This window comes from Facklamia sp. P12932 (genome assembly GCF_050409545.1).
Classification (GTDB): domain Bacteria; phylum Bacillota; class Bacilli; order Lactobacillales; family Aerococcaceae; genus Facklamia.
Map to the genome: position 1 here is coordinate 46,455 of NZ_JBNUPG010000004.1, position 16,751 is coordinate 63,205.

The 16,751-nt window shown below is 34.7% G+C and carries 16 protein-coding genes and 3 pseudogenes; 12 read left to right on the forward strand and 7 right to left on the reverse strand.

The window, feature by feature from the left end:
- Positions 1 to 44: 44 nt before the first annotated feature.
- Both ACQV2P_RS02685 and ACQV2P_RS02690 read right to left on the reverse strand, forming a co-directional pair.
- Complete coding sequence (locus ACQV2P_RS02685; protein WP_428894604.1) at positions 45 to 386, reverse strand: hypothetical protein; 342 nt, start codon at positions 384 to 386, stop codon at positions 45 to 47.
- Between the two features lie 11 nt (positions 387 to 397).
- The gene (locus tag ACQV2P_RS02690; RefSeq protein WP_428872707.1) at positions 398 to 805 is read right to left on the reverse strand and encodes a helix-turn-helix domain-containing protein; all 408 of its coding nucleotides are present in this window, start codon (positions 803 to 805) and stop codon (positions 398 to 400) included.
- A gap of 242 nt (positions 806 to 1,047) precedes the next feature.
- On the opposite strand from ACQV2P_RS02690, the gene ACQV2P_RS02695 reads away from it, so the two are divergent.
- Entirely contained in the window at positions 1,048 to 1,866 is an 819-nt protein-coding gene (locus tag ACQV2P_RS02695; RefSeq protein ID WP_428875789.1) for a class I SAM-dependent methyltransferase, read from the forward strand.
- Positions 1,867 to 2,045: 179 nt separating this feature from the next.
- The gene (locus ACQV2P_RS02700; protein ID WP_428872711.1) at positions 2,046 to 3,398 is read left to right on the forward strand and encodes an MATE family efflux transporter; all 1,353 of its coding nucleotides are present in this window, start codon (positions 2,046 to 2,048) and stop codon (positions 3,396 to 3,398) included.
- A 26-nt stretch (positions 3,399 to 3,424) separates the two neighbouring features.
- On the opposite strand, the gene ACQV2P_RS02705 is transcribed toward ACQV2P_RS02700, so the two are convergent.
- From ACQV2P_RS02705 to ACQV2P_RS02720, 4 genes are read right to left on the reverse strand one after another with little or no spacing between them, the layout of a single operon-like run.
- The gene (locus ACQV2P_RS02705) at positions 3,425 to 4,033 is read right to left on the reverse strand and encodes an alpha/beta hydrolase (protein WP_428872712.1); all 609 of its coding nucleotides are present in this window, start codon (positions 4,031 to 4,033) and stop codon (positions 3,425 to 3,427) included.
- Between the two features lie 9 nt (positions 4,034 to 4,042).
- Positions 4,043 to 4,654: a flavin reductase family protein gene (locus tag ACQV2P_RS02710; protein ID WP_428894605.1), complete on the reverse strand. Its 612-nt coding sequence runs from the start codon at positions 4,652 to 4,654 to the stop codon at positions 4,043 to 4,045.
- 13 nt (positions 4,655 to 4,667) lie between these two features.
- The gene (locus ACQV2P_RS02715) at positions 4,668 to 5,567 is read right to left on the reverse strand and encodes a VOC family protein (RefSeq protein WP_428872714.1); all 900 of its coding nucleotides are present in this window, start codon (positions 5,565 to 5,567) and stop codon (positions 4,668 to 4,670) included.
- A gap of 3 nt (positions 5,568 to 5,570) precedes the next feature.
- On the reverse strand, positions 5,571 to 6,530 hold the full coding sequence (locus tag ACQV2P_RS02720) for a VOC family protein (RefSeq protein ID WP_428872715.1): 960 nt from the start codon (positions 6,528 to 6,530) through the stop codon (positions 5,571 to 5,573).
- Between the two features lie 335 nt (positions 6,531 to 6,865).
- On the opposite strand from ACQV2P_RS02720, the pseudogene ACQV2P_RS02725 reads away from it, so the two are divergent.
- The 5 genes and pseudogenes from ACQV2P_RS02725 to ACQV2P_RS02745 all read left to right on the forward strand — a co-directional run.
- Positions 6,866 to 7,006: pseudogene (locus tag ACQV2P_RS02725) on the forward strand (FeoA family protein); the annotation flags it as partial.
- Between the two features lie 37 nt (positions 7,007 to 7,043).
- A pseudogene (locus ACQV2P_RS02730) lies at positions 7,044 to 7,376 on the forward strand (FeoB small GTPase domain-containing protein).
- A 468-nt stretch (positions 7,377 to 7,844) separates the two neighbouring features.
- Positions 7,845 to 8,711, forward strand: coding sequence for a D-alanyl-D-alanine carboxypeptidase family protein (locus ACQV2P_RS02735; RefSeq protein WP_428892556.1), 867 nt, complete (start codon positions 7,845 to 7,847; stop codon positions 8,709 to 8,711).
- Positions 8,712 to 9,013: 302 nt separating this feature from the next.
- Positions 9,014 to 9,244 (forward strand): annotated as a pseudogene (locus tag ACQV2P_RS02740) (hypothetical protein); the annotation flags it as partial.
- A gap of 1,862 nt (positions 9,245 to 11,106) precedes the next feature.
- A complete protein-coding gene (locus ACQV2P_RS02745; RefSeq protein ID WP_428872722.1) occupies positions 11,107 to 12,045 on the forward strand; it encodes a linear amide C-N hydrolase in 939 nt (312 codons plus the stop codon).
- Between the two features lie 102 nt (positions 12,046 to 12,147).
- On the opposite strand, the gene ACQV2P_RS02750 is transcribed toward ACQV2P_RS02745, so the two are convergent.
- On the reverse strand, positions 12,148 to 12,801 hold the full coding sequence (locus ACQV2P_RS02750; protein ID WP_428872723.1) for a metal-dependent transcriptional regulator: 654 nt from the start codon (positions 12,799 to 12,801) through the stop codon (positions 12,148 to 12,150).
- 229 nt (positions 12,802 to 13,030) lie between these two features.
- On the opposite strand from ACQV2P_RS02750, the gene ACQV2P_RS02755 reads away from it, so the two are divergent.
- The 5 genes from ACQV2P_RS02755 (at position 13,031) to ACQV2P_RS02775 (ending at position 16,714) form a co-directional block, all read left to right on the forward strand.
- On the forward strand, positions 13,031 to 13,762 hold the full coding sequence (locus tag ACQV2P_RS02755; protein ID WP_428874908.1) for a metal ABC transporter ATP-binding protein: 732 nt from the start codon (positions 13,031 to 13,033) through the stop codon (positions 13,760 to 13,762).
- Position 13,763: 1 nt separating this feature from the next.
- Complete coding sequence (locus ACQV2P_RS02760) at positions 13,764 to 14,603, forward strand: iron chelate uptake ABC transporter family permease subunit (RefSeq protein WP_428874907.1); 840 nt, start codon at positions 13,764 to 13,766, stop codon at positions 14,601 to 14,603.
- Positions 14,600 to 15,532: a metal ABC transporter solute-binding protein, Zn/Mn family gene (locus ACQV2P_RS02765; RefSeq protein ID WP_428874906.1), complete on the forward strand. Its 933-nt coding sequence runs from the start codon at positions 14,600 to 14,602 to the stop codon at positions 15,530 to 15,532. Before ACQV2P_RS02760 ends, ACQV2P_RS02765 begins: the two co-directional genes overlap by 4 nt.
- A 362-nt stretch (positions 15,533 to 15,894) precedes the next feature.
- A complete protein-coding gene (locus ACQV2P_RS02770) occupies positions 15,895 to 16,437 on the forward strand; it encodes a ribonuclease domain-containing protein (RefSeq protein WP_428894606.1) in 543 nt (180 codons plus the stop codon).
- Between the two features lie 13 nt (positions 16,438 to 16,450).
- Entirely contained in the window at positions 16,451 to 16,714 is a 264-nt protein-coding gene (locus tag ACQV2P_RS02775) for a barstar family protein (RefSeq protein ID WP_428872727.1), read from the forward strand.
- Positions 16,715 to 16,751: the final 37 nt, after the last annotated feature.

Sequence of the window (16,751 nt, forward strand, 5' to 3'; positions counted from 1 at the left end):
AATAACAAAAACCCTACTTTTTCTAATAAAGATAGGCGAACTAGTTAGGCATAGAAATAAACAATGCAGATAAGTAGGATAATCGTCCCACAAAGGTGGCAAATAAGAGATATACTAGCTTCTCTTTTATATTGCTTCATTAAGAGTTGATCATAGGAAGTGAGTTTATCTTTAGGAAATTTCCTTCTGCCGATAAGATAGAGTATGATATTTGAAGAGTTGTTTCCAGCGATATTAAAAATACCCCAAAATTTGGGATGTTTTAACCCTCGCGCCTTAGCATCAATAATAGTCATTTTATAGATGAAGTAAGCTAATAAGTTGCCAGAAGCTAGCGCAATGGTAGCGACAATTACAATTATAAATATTTTGATAGTTTCATTCATTTTTACGCCTCCTATATTCTTTGAATGATTTCATGAATAATGATTCCTGCCGTTATGGCCATTATAATAAAAATAGCAAGTAGCCATTCGACATGGTTAGGCATCAGGTGATGGAGTATGAATAGTGCTAAGATGATAGTTAAACTAATTAAAATAATCTTAAATAAATGTTTGTTACTACGAACTACATTTGAACTTTCTTGATAATGATTAATCAATTTTTCGTCTCCTTTCATCAATTGATCCAGACTGATTTGATAAAGATTGCTAAGGTCTATGACACTCCGAATATCAGGGTAATTTTTCTCGTTTTCCCAATTTGAAACGGATTGACGAGTAACCCCAATTTTTTCTGCAACTTCTTCTTGAGTTAAATTTGCATGCAAGCGTGCTGTTTTGAGTTGTTGGCCAAGACTCATAATGTCGCCTCCTTCTGTTTTAAATTTAGCATTTTCACTTGATATGTCTAGTGAAAGTCTTTTACATTCGTAAAATAATAGTGGAAAAGATGTTTTACATGACCCTATCATCCATTTTAAGACCTTGATGGGCAAATTTAATCAAAAATTACTAATAAATGATATAATAGGCTCTGTTAAAAAATCTGAAAACACAAAATATCATGTTTGAAGTTAGGTTGGAACGAAAAGAGGGTGATACAATGAACAGGTTAAATTTTTGGTCTAACCAAGTACAGGGAATTCAAACGCTCTATTCTAGTCGTAAACTACGTTTTAGTAAGGAAAATGCCAATGCTTATCAAACCATTTTTAATATCGATCAAAAACTTCCTCTTAGAATTTTAGAAATAGGTTGTGGGCCGGGTGCTTTATGTCAGGTATTAAAAGATTGGTACCCGAATGCCAATGTAATTGGATTAGACCGCGATCACAACTTCATAGAATTTGCTAAAGAAAACATTCCTGAAGTTGAATTTTTAGAGGGTGATATTTATAAGCTTCCTTTTGAGGAAAATAGTTTTGATGTTATTCTTTCGAATACAGTGGTTGAGCACATTGAAACAAACACTTTCTTTAAAACACAGTATCATTTATTAAAATCCGGAGGAGTCTGTCTTTGTCTCAGTCAAGCTCAAGGGGTCATTCACCAAGCACCGGCTTTGCTTTCTTTTAATGAAGATAAAAATACCTTTTGGCGGCAGATTGAAGTCTTAACAAACGGCCAAGATGATAGTATCCAAACTTTTCAACTAGGTAAGTATAAATTAAACGAGCAAGAATTGCCTCAAACAATGGAAAAGTTTGGTTTCCAAGACGTCTCAATGTCCTATGTTACGACTCATTTGACCCCGGATAATCCACAAGTAAGTGATCGCTTGGCTCATGCGATGATTGAGAGCGACCGTCTCGGTGATCTTGAAATATTGAACAGATTATTCAAGAATCCCCTTTTAAAAGAATTACAAAAAGACATTGAACAAATGATTGCAAAGACCAATCAAAAGTATGATAAAAGATAGGTGCTTTATCAAAAGGGCCAAAACAGTGGGATACGAAGATTTCTACTACCAACGTCCTTAGAGGAATAAAATGAAGCCATTAAAACTTATTGAAAGATCTTTTTTCTTTCACTAAGTTTTTGGTGATTGTAATTAGTGCTTCAACTTGTTACTATTTATTGAGATATGGAGGAGTAGCAATGAGAAATTTAGATTTATTAAACGGTAAGATATTCAAAACAATGTTGAAATTATCGACGCCTTTAATGTTAACTGCTTTTATTCAAATGACTTACACTTTAACCGATATTGCCTGGATTGGAAGACTCTCTACTGAGGCTGTAGCTGCAGCAGGACAAGTTGGCTTTGCTTTGTGGATTGCTTCGAGTTTGATGTTGATCCCTCGAATTGGAATGAGTGTCCTGACGGCACAAGCCTATGGGGCACGAGATGAAAAGACAGCACGCTCTTATATTAACAATGGTTTTTGGTTAGCCCTTATAATGGGACTTGCTTTTGGAGGCCTCTTAATTTTATTTAAAGATCCCTTTATTAATTTCTTCCAATTAGAAGATGACGTCAATCAACTGACTGAAGAATATTTGATTGTGATTGCTTCGGGTGTTTTTTTATTTTTTATTAACCCTGTTATATCTGGAGCCTATAATAGTTTAGGTAATAGTAAAACACCTTTTGCCGTCAATACTCTCGGACTGGTTATTAATATTATCTTAGATCCCATCTTAATTTTTGGCTTAGGGCCTCTTCCAGCCCTAGGGATTAAAGGGGCTGCTATGGCAACTATTTTTGCTCAGTTTATGGTATTTATTTTGTATCTTTATGCTATTTATCGCCAAGGAGATTTACTTTACCGCAGTCGCATCCACTTGTGGTCATTTAACAGTAAGAATCTAGGGCAAATCATTAAAGTAGGACTACCACCTTCTATTCAGTCGAATGCACACGCTTTAGTCAGTGTGTTACTAAATCGTTATGTTGCTTCCTATGGTGCTATGCCTTTAGCTGTTACCAGTGTGGGGTCAAACATTGAATCCATTTCATGGATGACCACTGAAGGTTTTGCAGTAGCGATTACGGCTATGGTAGGGCAGAATTATGGAGCTAAACTTTATGAACGAGTAGAAGGGATTTATCAAACGACCATTCGCTCCTTATTAGCCATTGGTTCATTTGCGACCTTAGTTCTTATCGTATTTAGAATGCAGTTCTTCAAGCTATTTATACCAGATGACCAGCAAGCTATCGCTTTAGGAGCTGTTTATTTACTTGTCTTTGGTTTAAGCCAATTATTTATGAGTTTTGAAATTGGTGGAAGTGGCTTCCTTAACGGTTTAGGAAATACTCAAGCCCCTGCCACTGTGAATACTGTTTGTAATTTGTTGAGAATCCCATTTGCTTGGCTGTTTATGCCTAATTATGGTGTGGTTGGAGTTTGGATTGCTATGTCTCTTTCCACTGCTTTAAAAGGAATAATTATTTACTTATTAGCCCGTAAGAATTGGAAAAAGCTCTACCTGTCTCATGCTAATTAGACATAAGAAAGTAGAGCTTAAATTAATTAATTATTCTCTTTTAAATTTGACACCCAATCTTTAGCATCTTGCACAATTTGAGGCGTAATTTGATGGGTATGTACCCATTCAATGGATAGGTCTGCTTGAACGTTTGTTAATTTTTTAATTAAGTCATTGTTTGCTTGCATACTACAGATTGGATCTGCCTCACCCATGGATAAGAAGAGTTGATGATTTGATAAATCTTTCTGCTGATCAATGGCCATAGGGTAGAGTGGGGCAAATAAAATTCCTTTATTAAAGCTTTCTGGATAGTGAATTAAGATATTTAAAGCAATATTAGATCCGTTTGAGAAGCCAATGAATATTACTTTACTTAAATCAAATCCTTTTTCACTACTCATCTTTTTGATGAATTCAACAAGCTCATCACTTCTTTCCGCTAGATCTTCTAAATCATAGAGACCTTCGGCCTTCCGTTTAAAATAACGGAGGGCTCCATTTTCGTTAACAGTTCCTCTTATAGAGAGAATATTAGCTGAAGATGAGATTTCTTTGGCTAAAGGAATAAGGTTAGTTTCGTCTCCTCCTGTACCGTGTAACAGGACAAAAGTGTACTCAGCATTATCAGCTGCGTGATAGATATATTCCATAATTACCTCCTACTTTGGTCTTTCAAGTTGAATGGTCTGTCCTAAAGTTGCATAATCATTACCCGCTAAACGACTGATCGGTTTTAACTGATCAGCAAGCACATAAGAATTCTGGTAAACTTCCTCAGAAAGATGGAAATGTACTACTCGCATCAAGAATAAGTCAGCTGAAACTTCTTTACCATTTGATGATGGGATCTCGATGTGTTGGTGTAATACTGTTTCATACCTTACTTTCATCTCAGCTATACCAGGCGTTTGAATTGTTTGACTGCTAGCAAGAGTGAATTGGGTTAAATCCAATTCACTCTTATTTTTTGGCAAATTGCCAGCTGTCAAATTGACTTCTTGTAAATTTTCTTGGTCTACGATGTGGAAAACGGCTTCTTTATTAGCTAGGATATTTCGAGCGGTATCCTTCATCTTACCTTTTCTTTGAATGGACACCATGAGGATGGGTGGATTGTAAGCTACCATATTAAAGTAGGAAAAGGGTGCTAAATTTAAGCTTTGATCGTCATTTTGTGTGGCTATCATTGTAACAGGTCTAGGGATGACTGAACCAATTAAAACCTTATACTGATCTTTAGGTGATAAGTCTGTAACTTTATAAGATAACATATTATCTACTCGCCTAATCCACTATAAATTTAGGCAAAGATGACTCGATTTCTGAACGCTTAGACTCAAACTGTTCAGGTAGTTTTAATTGACTACCTAAATGATCGAAATCTTCATCTACTTGGAAGCCAGGTTCTTTAGTAGCAAATTCGAAAATGATGCCACCTTTTTCTCTTAAATAAATCGATTTAAAGTATTTACGATCTTTGACAGGAGTCAGATGATAATTCGCTTCTTTTAAATGGTCATGCCAAGCTTGAAGGTCAGTCAATCGATCAACTGACCAGGCTACATGATGAACAGTGCTTATGCCAAAACGTCCTAGTGGTTGTGCCTTTTTTAAAAGTAACACACGGTGTTTTTCAGGTCCACTTAATTCGATGTGTAGGTATTCGTCAGCTTCTTCAACCAATTTGGCCCCCATTTCACGTGTTAACAAGTCAAGAGTCCCTTGAGGGTTGGTAGATAGGAGTACCAAGCCATAGAAACCGATAATTTCATTATTGTCTGAGCTTGTCTCAGCTTCGACTAAAGCAATATCTAGATCATGAGGATCTGAAAATTCTAAAGTGGCTGCAGAGAACATATTACTCTTATGATAAGTAATCTCATGTTTTTCTAATTGATTTTGCCAAGCTGTGAGGCTGCCCTTAGGGATAGAAAAAGCAATTCTTCCGACTTGCCCCCCGCCTTTTGTCCCTTTATGGTCATTATCCCATGGGAAGAAGGTCATAATTGTTCCATTATCAACCTTCGAATTCGCAAAATAGGTATGATAAACAGAAGGGTCATCAAAATTGACAGTTTGCTTAACAAGTTTTAAACCGAGGACTTTTGTATAAAAATCGTAGTTTTCTTGCACATTACCCACTATGGCACTAATATGATGAATACTTTGAATTTTATCAACCATGATTTATTCCCCTTTCCAAACAGTATCAAATGGGCGAACTTGACTTTCGATTGATTCTCTTTGACCTTCTAAGAATGGTGGTAAAGATAAGATTTCACCCAGATTCTCATAAGATTCGTCTCCCATAAAGCCAGGTCCATCAGTAGAGATTTCAATTAAAATGTGACCGATGCGAGCGTATAAAGCCTTAAAGTAATAGCGATCAACCAAACCAGAATTTCCAATTTCTAATTTTTGGTAACGATCTGCCCAAGCTTGAATCGCTTCGTCATCGGCTACTCGGAAGGATACGTGGTGAACAAGTCCATAACCTTGCTGCACTTGTGGAGTTTCAACGTCTTTGCGTAGAATAACTTGACCACCGTGTCCGCCTTCACCAACTTCTAAGAGTGCAACATCGTCATGTTCTTCGACAATACGCATTTCATAGATAGTTGTTAAGGCAGCTTTGAATTCTTCAAAGTAACCGACAGTAATTTCAATAGGCCCAAGGCCGTAAATAGCAAATTCTTCAGGAATAGGACCGTTTTTCCAAGGAATTCCTCCAGGGATACCCTCATTATTTTCATCTGAGAAGATTTGATAGGCTTGGCCATCTTCTTCTTCAAAAGCTAATACTTTGCTACCGAATAATTCTTTAATACCTTCATGTTTAACATTTTTTTCTTCAAAACGTTTTAAGTAATATTCTAAAGCCTCATCAGATTTTACACGCAAACCAATACGGGAAATTGAGTTTGTTCCTTTAACGCCTTCTGGTAAGTTAGGAAAATCAAAGAAAGTTACATCCGTACCAGCATTTCCACGGTCATCAGCAAAAAAAGTGTGATAAGTATGGATATCATCTTGGTTAACTGTTTTCTTAACCAAACGTAAGCCTAAAGTTTTTGTCATAAAGTCATAGTTTCTTTCTGCGCTATTTGTCATAGCTGTCACGTGGTGGATTCCTAATAAGTTGTTCATAAAATTTCCTCCTTTAAATTTAGAGAGTCAAAGCATTTAATAAGATTCGATTTTGTTATCTCGAATTCGAATTAAATTTAACATGAATGAACAGAAAATGCAAGCATTTTGTCTCGAATTTTACATTTCGCATTGTTTTATTATTTATTGAATGGTTTTAGTATAAATTAAGAGTGTGATGTTGATAAGGAATGTGTCTTGCAGTCAGTCTGTAATTTGCTAAAAGTGTGACGATCGAAATGTTATCTTATGATAATGAAGATTTTGTAGCTTTTAGTCAGCTGAAAGTCAAATCGAGAGCGAAGCTTATAAAAGTAGAAAGTGAAACTTAATTTAGAAAGTGCATTAGGGATATGGGAATTGCAAAAAATGCAATCATTGAGCTTGTTAAATTGGCACCTTTAGGAGATCCACTCGAAATTCGAGTGAGAGGTTATCAACTTTCGATTCGTAAGAGTGAAGCTGAATTAATTTAAACAACTCTTTTATCGGGAGGAGCGAAGCCTGCGTAAAATTACCTTATTAGCTAATCTTAACTGTGGGAAGACCACACTTTTTAATCTGCTCACCGGATCTAATCAAAAGGTCGGAAATTGGCCGAGCGTGACGATTGATAAAAAGAGGGCTAATTTTAAACGAATCCTACCACGGTCATTGTTGATTTACCAGGCATTTTTTACCTTCCTATATAAAAGAAACTTTGTCACACGACTATCTATTAGATGAGCAGGCTGATATGATTTAAATGTAGTAGATGGGAATAGATTTGAAAGAAGTTTTTATTTAACTATCCAATTATTAGAGTTAGAAATCCCACTGGTTATTGTAGTGAATAGGGCAGCATAAGTTAAAAAAAGCATTGGATTAGATTCAATAGTTTTATCAGAATTCTTTCATTAAGTTGTTCTTTTCATTTCTGTTAATGAATTTTAAAACCCTTATGATTCTTTTCATAATTGTAGGAGGTTTAATTTATCTCCTAAAAAAGAATGGTAATCTTTTAAAGCCGGAAAGAACAAGTGGACATCTTGTACTGTAACGGATTGTCCTTTGGCCGGATTGAATGTTAAAACACCCACCAATATAGTAGGATGTTCCTGTGATAAAGTATCTGATGAAGAGCGACTAGTTATTCAAAGAGAAATTGCTCAGGCCAAAGTTAAATTTCAAAAAAATTAATAACTAACAGCTCTACTCTTTATATTGGTTTAGGCTGTTTTTGAATTAAAATAGAAATTTCCGTTCTTGACTTGACCGACTTTGAAAAGTATGAGACTCTAAAAAAGAAATAATAAAATAGAGAGGGCGTTTTGGATGCGAGATTTATCTTTTTTTAAAAAATCGATAATAATACTTACACTGATCAGTCTTGTAAATCTTTTGTATCCATATCAAGTCCTGGCTTTGGAGACTTACTATTCTAAAAGTATTTATGTTTATAATTTAACAGAAGACAAAACCGAGTTGTCTTTAAAAGCCAACGTCTCTCGTAAACCTGCTTCCTTAGTAAAAATTATGACAACACTTGTTGCACTAGAACATATCGATAATCTATCAGCCTATGCTCCAGTGGATGAAGCCAGTTACTATCAGGCCATAGAAGAAGGCGCAGCTATGGCGGGTTATTATCCTTATGAGTCAACCACTTTTCGTGATTTGCTCTATGGCACCATGCTTCCTTCAGGAGCTGAAAGTGCAAATTCATTAGCACTTAATGTAGCCGGATCCAAAAAGACTTTTATTAAGTGGATGAATGAAAAAGCTGAAGAATTAAAATTAAAAAAAACTAAGTTTAAAAGCGTGGATGGCATGGATCAAGTAGGTCAAGTAACTACTGCTAAGGAAATCGCTATGTTATTGAAAGAAGCTTTAAAAAATGGTCATTTTGAAGCAATCTTTAAACGTAAAGACTATTTATCGACGGCAACTAATGCCCATCCCTCAGGTGTTTATATGGAAAGTACTGTTTTCAAAAAATTGCGGGAATTTTATCAAGACGGTTTTGAGATTACTGGTGGCAAATCTGGTACTACCTATGGAGCCGGTTTATGCTGGGCCACTTTAGCTGAAAAAGATGGTAAAGAATATATAGTGGTTGTCATGGGTTCAGAATTAAATGATCTTAATAACCGAGTAGAAGGACAAGTGCTGGATACACTTAAAATTCTTTCAGAACTATAGTAAAAAACGGAAGAAAACTTATAAATAATATTAAAAAGGACTCTCAAAATGTACTGACCTCCTAAATCCGGATACGGAATTAGGAGGTCATATGTATATCTAAAGATAATTTTGACTGGCGATTAAAGGTAGTAATAGAAAAGGAAAAGGGTGACAAGCGATGGAAGAAAAGAGCCATCGTGAAGATATGGATTGAGTTTTGCAAGCTTCAGGAATTAATTGTTTATCAGAAACTGCTTTAGAGTCTTTTCTAAAGTGTGGGATAGCTTCAATGTTAATGAGGGTAAAATGTTCAAACTTATAACGCTATTCCATCGTTTTCAAGAGGTGAATTTATAGTAGATAATCCCGAAGACATAAAGAAAGTTCATGAGCTAGACTTAGAAACGGGGCAAAGGCTGTTCCCTGGTCGACAAGTTTTAGTAGTTACACAAGCAGACAACGAAAATGCATTCCTATATAATCACATTGTTATAAACAACCCGAATCCAATTGGTGTATCAAACTATCAAGATCTAATAATCGTTGGGTAAATATACAGCCTAAGCACGACGAAATACTAGGAGAATTTGGTGCGAATGTAATTACTTATCAAAAGATAAAGCGATTAATTGTAGAACGATTAGCGAAATTAAAACTGCTGACAAGGGTAAATGTGTTTGGAAAGACGATTTAAGAGAGAATCCTAGAATCCCTAGCCAATTCTGAAGTTGTGACCATGAAGAAGTTTAAAGAGGATATATTATTAAATTATAAAGTAGATGCGAGGGAACGAAAGCATGGTAATTTATCCTATTAATTTATAGATGAAGATTTTATAGAGCAAAAAATAAGAGCTGATAAATTGGGAACTCTTTATGCTAAAGAAAAACTTCACTTAGCTATTGAATGAAATACGCAAGGTCAACCAAAGCCCGCAGGAAAGAAAACTGCACAAAAGAAATCGTCAGCAATAAAACGCTCACCAATCACACAAACGTCTCTAATAAACGTACAAGTGGTAGAAAACGACGGAAACAAAGATTATAGCGATCTGTTCAAAGAAGAACCTACACAAACAACAAAAAAGTTAAGAAGAAGGTTAAACCTAAAAAAGAAGATATACCAGCTTTTAAACCAGCAAATAATAAAGATTTTTACGATGTAAAGAGAAAGTCTGCTAAATCGATAGAAGACGTACAAAAAATAGTAAAAGAAAGATACGAGGAAGCTTTGATAGATAGCAAGTACAAAGAAACACTAGAATATAAGATAACTAAAGCCAAGGAGGAAGAAGCAAAAAAACAAGAACTATGTGATAGATAATTATTTGCTTAATATCAAAAAATAAAAGTAGCTCTCAAAAGCTGAAAACTACTTTAAACAAATATTAACTTTACAACTTAAGACAGCTAACTAGCTTGAATACTCTGAGGACAGCCACCAAATAAAGGTAAATAAGTGAGTAAACTTATAACAGCCGTAAGAATACCAGCTATTTTATAAAACTTCTTTTTTCATTCATCACTTTCCTTATACCAAAGAAAGACAAAAATACCTAATAATATAGAAGCTAACACTAAAATATTTTAAAATTAGAAAAAAAGAATTCATTAAAAGTTAGTTTTTAACTCTAACTTTTTGGAATCACCTTATAGCCACTTTGATGTGGCTGTTTTTATCTAGTTTAAAGCTTTTTTATAGATTGCTCTGGATACTTTCAACGTGTGATTTTTGTGTTCACCAATTTTAGTAAATTTATTGGCCTCAAGTTAATTGACTAGATAGTTGATATATTATGCTTTAAGATCAATTTCTGTAAGCTAGCAGGCAATCCAATTGGCTGGAAGAAATTGCGTGTGGTTTCAATAGCTGTTTTTTCTTCTCGTCTGATCTTTTTTAACCGTTAAAACTTTACTAATGATGATTGAGAAGGTATCGATAGGATTACCATTAAAAGCAGCAGTCATAAATTACTCCCACCAATGACTGCCCCCTCCTGTGGTTAAAATAAAGTTCAAGCTTTCAGATTTTATTTTATCTACTGTTTTCAGAAGTTTTTCATAATATGAGATTGCACACAATCTCATAGACTTCACTCCAGTGACTTTGCCTCAGAATGATTACTATTTTATCGAAGCTAGCAACTTTTAGACAGTTTCTCAGCCAAAAATGATTAATACTCTGCTATTATTGGGAATTGACTGGACAATAATGTGTCCTAATTAAATGAGAAATGTGATGGATTATAAAATATGAAGTTTCTAATCGTCATAGCTAAGCCTTCTGTTATTTAATTTTTAAAGTAACAATCTTTTAAAAGCACTTTTAACGCTTATCGGATCTAATAATGCTATACTGAGAATTCGAGCTGATCATTTAGTCGGTTGATACTAAAGATAGAAAGGAAATATCTATGTGTACAGGAATTAAAATTAATTACCCCGGCGGACATGTTGCAGGACGAACAATGGATCTGGAAGCACCCGTTGACTACAATATACTTTACTTGCCTAAGGGGTATCCGGTAGCTGAAAATTTGCTAGGCGGCTTTCACCATTCTCAATATAAGATGCTTGGAGTTGGTTTTCGAAATATGGACCCTTTAAAGGACGGGGTCAATGAGCATGGTCTGATTGGAATCACCAATGATTTTGGAGGATTTGGCTTATATGATAATCAAGTAGATAAAAAGAAGAACAATGTTTCTGCTTTTTATTTTATGAATTATATCTTAGGTAATTGTCGCAATGTTGATGAAGTCTTAGCGATTTTACCGACCGTTCACATCTCAAGTCATGATATGAATGGAAATAAAGTCATCACACCAATTTTCCACTTTATGTTTTCAGACAGTCAGCAAAACTGCATTGTGGTTGAGCCTGAAAAGAAAAAACTAAAAGTCTACCAAAATCCTTATGGTGTCATGACCAATGCACCAAAATTTCCTTCTCATCAAAAACTCTTGCAAACTACTTTTAATCAAGAAAATTTGAACCAATTTAATGCTGCTAAAGACCTACCTGGTGGATATGATCCAAAATCACGTTTTTTAAAAGCTTATTATCTAGCACAACAAACACTTGATAATCATGACAGTCAGTCTGCCTTTGGCAATCTTTACCGCGTCTTATCTTCTGTTGCTTTACCTAAAGGCTTTATCCCTAACAAAAAATATCATTCTTACACACATACTGTTTATTTATCTGCTTATGATAGTCCATCAAGAAGGTTGACCATTCAATCCGCTCAAAATCAAATGGTTTATTCAATAGTTTTTGATGACATCGAAGATTTAAATCGAAGACAGGCTATATTCTTGCCGGCTGGATTTACTTATCAAACACTTAAATAAATTAAAAACGCTGGAAGTTATCCAGCGTTTTTTTATGGTGATAGGATGCGAAAGTGGGTATATTTTATTTGCCAATAGACTCATCTTTAATAGTCTTAGAAATTAAATTTTTTCGCAGAAAATCAATTCTGCCATATCGAAACTAAAATAGGCTGTTTGATCATCGTTATATGAAAAAATAAAAATACGATTTGTGTCATCAATCTTATCTAGGTGAATTCTTTGATTTAATTCAAGATTAATTTGTTGTAAGTATTCTAGTAGTTCATGTTTATCGATACAGCGACGAAACACTAGGTGGTCACCTTCACTAAATGATGATAGAGGTGTCCGATAAACTTCTTGATAATTATCAATTGTGGGAATAATACTTCCATGAGGACAAAATTTTGGATAATCTAGCAGTTTTTCTAATTTCTCAAAAAAATAGTCACTTTCTAAATGTTCAATGGTTTCAGCATCGTTGTGAACTTGCGTGATGTCATATTTTAAGATTTTCATTAAAAAAAGTTCGGCAATGCGATGTTTACGCACAACCTTAATCGCACTTTCTAATCCTTGTCTGGTTAAACGCACTCCTTTATAGGCGATAGATTCAACAAGATTGTCTTCAACTAATCGGCTAATCATATCGGTTACAGACGGAGCTGAAATATTTAAGCTGTCCGCAATTAATTTATTTGAAACATATTCTTCACTACCGTTCAAACTGAAAATCGCTTTAAGATAGTTTTCTTTGACATTGGATCGTTTCATTATCTCTCCCTCTTTCATAAGCTTTTAATACCTTAGTCTTTCTTAGTGAATTTTCTTAGTAAATTTAGTATAACACAACTACAATTAACTAGACTAAAATAGTTTTTCACCAAACAAAATTATGATATAGCAATCACAAAACAAAAACATTAGACCCTCCTAAATAATTTATTGCTTAAAGTTAAAAAATAGTGTACACTCTTACTAGTGAAGAAAGGAGTATATATATATGATTCAAATTAAACATTTGAATGTTGATTATTTTGGGCACAAAGCACTAGTCGATGTGAACCTTGATATCCCATTTGGATACAGTGAGGGTATTATAGGGCCGAATGGCGCTGGAAAATCAACCTTAATGAAAGCAATGTTAGGAATTATTCCTAGCAGTGGAAAAGTGACTTATAATGGCGAGGACATTAAAAATAAATTAAGAAAAATTGCCTATGTTCCTCAAAAAAGTGACTTAGACTTAACTTTTCCCATTACAGTTGAAGATACTGTTTTAACAGGAACTTACCCTAATTTACCATTATTTAAAAGACCAGGTAAGAAGGAAAGAGAAATTGTGGATTACTGTTTGGAGCAAGTAGTGATTGAGGATATTCGAAAAAAACAAATTAGTAATCTATCTGGTGGTCAGCTACAAAGGGTGTTTATTGCTCGAGCACTGGCTCAACAAGCAGAAGTTTTCTTTTTAGATGAGCCTTTTGTTGGGATTGATCTCAAAAGTGAGAATATTATTGTGGACATTTTGAGGCAATTGCGCAGTGATGGAAAATCGGTATTAGTGGTCCATCACGATCTTCATGAGGTGCAGTCATACTTTGATCGACTTTTAATTTTAAATAAATCAGTCATCGCTGAGGGAGCAGTTAAAGAAGTGTTTACTAATGCGAATATTCAAGCAGCCTACGGAGGCTCATTAGGAAATGTTCAAATAAAAGGGTTAGGTGATTAAAATGACAGAAGTGTTTTCTCAACTCTTTGACCTACCTTCCTATGTTATTAATGCAGGTTTATCCGCAATTTTTTTAGGGGTAGTGTCTGGAATTATAGGTAGCTTTATTGTTTTAAGAAAGATGGCCTTGATGGGAGACGCATTATCGCATGCGGTATTACCTGGGGTAGCTCTTTCCTATATGTTTGGTATTAATATGTTGTTTGGAGCATCGCTTTTTGGGATTTTTGCTGCTGTTCTAATTCAATATATTTCAAAAAAATCTAACATTAAAAGTGATACTGCGATTGGCATCATTTTAAGTTCATTTTTTGCTTTAGGAATTATCTTAATTAGTCAAGCACGAAGTGGAATCGATTTAAATCACGTCTTGTTCGGTAATATTTTAGCGGTTCCGAATTCTGAGTTAGAACAATCTTTTTGGGTACTCGTTGCTGTGATTATTATTGTAAGTCTTTTTTATAAAGAGTTATTAATTTCATCCTTCGATCCTGTTGTTTCGAAAGCATATGGACTCAATACGGATTTCTATCATTATTTATTAATGCTTATGTTGTCCGTTGTAACTGTCTCCTCACTCTCCCAAGTAGGAATTGTGTTGGTTATTGCTATGTTAGTTATACCAGCTGCGACTTCCTATTTATGGACAAATAAACTAATCCATATGATTCTATTAGCCTCAATAATTGGAGCTTCAATGGGACTAATCGGAACATATATAAGTTTCCAAAATAATCTGCCTACGAGTTCAGCAATTGTCTTGTTGGGTTCACTAGTTTTCTTAATTTCATTTTTTGCTTCACCAAAAAACAATTTTTTTAGAAAGGAAAAAGTATCATGAAAATATTTAAAAAATTTATTGCATTGACTCTATTATTATCTACTATCTTATCAGGAATTGGAGGGGGGGTAAAAGCCCAAGCCGCTGAAGATAAAAGCCTAAAAATCGTAGCAAGTTATTCAATCATCGCTGATATGGTTAAGAATATCGTTGGAGAACATGGAGAAGTCTATAGTTTAGTGCCAATTGGAACAGACCCTCATAGCTATGAGCCGTTACCAGGAGATGCTCAAGAAGTATCTGAAGCTGATCTCGTTTTTTATAACGGATTTAACCTCGAAACAGGAAAAGGTTGGTTTGATGATTTACTTGATGTAACTGATAAAAAAGATGTAGCTTTTGCGGTGACTGAAGAAGTAGAACCTATGCATTTAACAGCTGAAGGTAAAGAAAATGAGCAAGATCCTCATGCTTGGCTAGACGTACAAAATGGCATTAAATATGTTGATCTTATTGCTGAAAAAATAATTGAAGCTGATCCAGAGCATAAAGAAGAGTATCTAAAAAATAAAGAAGCTTATACCAAAGAATTAGAAGATCTAGACCAATATGCAAAAGATGAAATTGCTAAAATTCCAGAAGATCAACGAATCTTGGTTACTTCAGAAGGAGCTTTTAAATACTTTTCTAAGGCCTATGGCTTTGAAGCAGCTTATATTTGGGAAATCAATACAGATAATCAAGGAACACCTGACCAAATGAAGCGTATCTTAGATATTATTAATGAGCGTGATGTGAAAGCCTTATTTGTTGAAACATCAATCAATCCTAAAACAATGGAGACAGTTTCTCAAGAAACAGGAATTCCTGTTAAATCGAAAATCTTTACAGATTCATTAGCAAATGAAGGCGAAGAAGGAGATACATACATCACAATGATCAAATGGAATGTTGACCATATTGTGAGTGGTATTCTTGAAACGGAATAATTATAAGATTTGCTAAAAGAACTAACTACATTTATCTTAGGGAGAGCTTAGGATATATTAGAAATTAAGAAACATTCTACTTATACATGTTCATCGGATGCATGAGGTGTTCGGTAGATTATATTATAGGGAGAATAAAATGCGGTTGAGTATTTATACTCGACCGTTTTTTATATGGTAATTGGATATGAGTAGCAAATATATCCTGTCTTGCAAAAATCAAGATCTATGTGGTGGTGTTTGCTGAAAGTAATCCAGAATCTACCGATAATTAAAAAACTTTAACTCTTAAATAAAAAGAATAAATATGCGAAAAGTATGCTAGTATCTATATGTTGCTGAAATATTTTTTGGAGGAATGCATGAAAACGAAATGTAACTATTTATTAAGCTTATTAATACTTTTTCTAGCCATCTCTTTAAGTGGCTGCTTACAAGTTGAAGAGTTTTTGCAAGAATTCACTGAAGAACCAGTCAGTGAACAGTTAGCAAGTGATTCCAGTAAAACAAGCCGAGAGGGTTTTACAGAATTAAAAATTGAAACAGATCCATGGCTTAACCAAGAAAATACGAGCGAGGTCGTTCAAGAAGAAGCGTTTTATTATAATCTAGAACAAGTCGCTGCCTATATTCATCAATATAATCGATTGCCAGCTAATTATATAACTAAGGAAGAGGCAACTAAGCAAAACTGGTCAACTGCTGATCCAATTTATGTGATTGCTGGCAATCGATTTGGCAATCGAGAGGGTAAATTACCTAAGAAAAAAGGAAGGCAATACTATGAAGCTGATATTCAAGCAGGGTACAGTCACCATCGTGGATCTGAACGAATCGTGTATTCTAATGATGGGCTGATTTATTACACTGACGATCATTATGATAGTTTTAAGCAGCTTTATTGAAAGGATGAAGAGTATGAAAATTATATTAGATGGCCAAGCCTTTACAGACAAGGAGACGACTTATTGCTATTTGATTGATCGATTAAATTTGCCCCACTACACGGGTCATAATTTAGATGCTTTATGGGATGTCCTAGGAGATAGCCGTCCTTTAGAGATTGAAATATACCGTGCGCGTTTAATTTTGGACCAACTCAATGATTATGGCCGTTGGTTGCTCGATTTGTTTGGGGATGCTTCAATTGAAATGGAGCATCAAGTGACTCTTCATTGGTAGAGTATTTGGGAAGGCAATCGTCTTCTCTTTTTTAAGA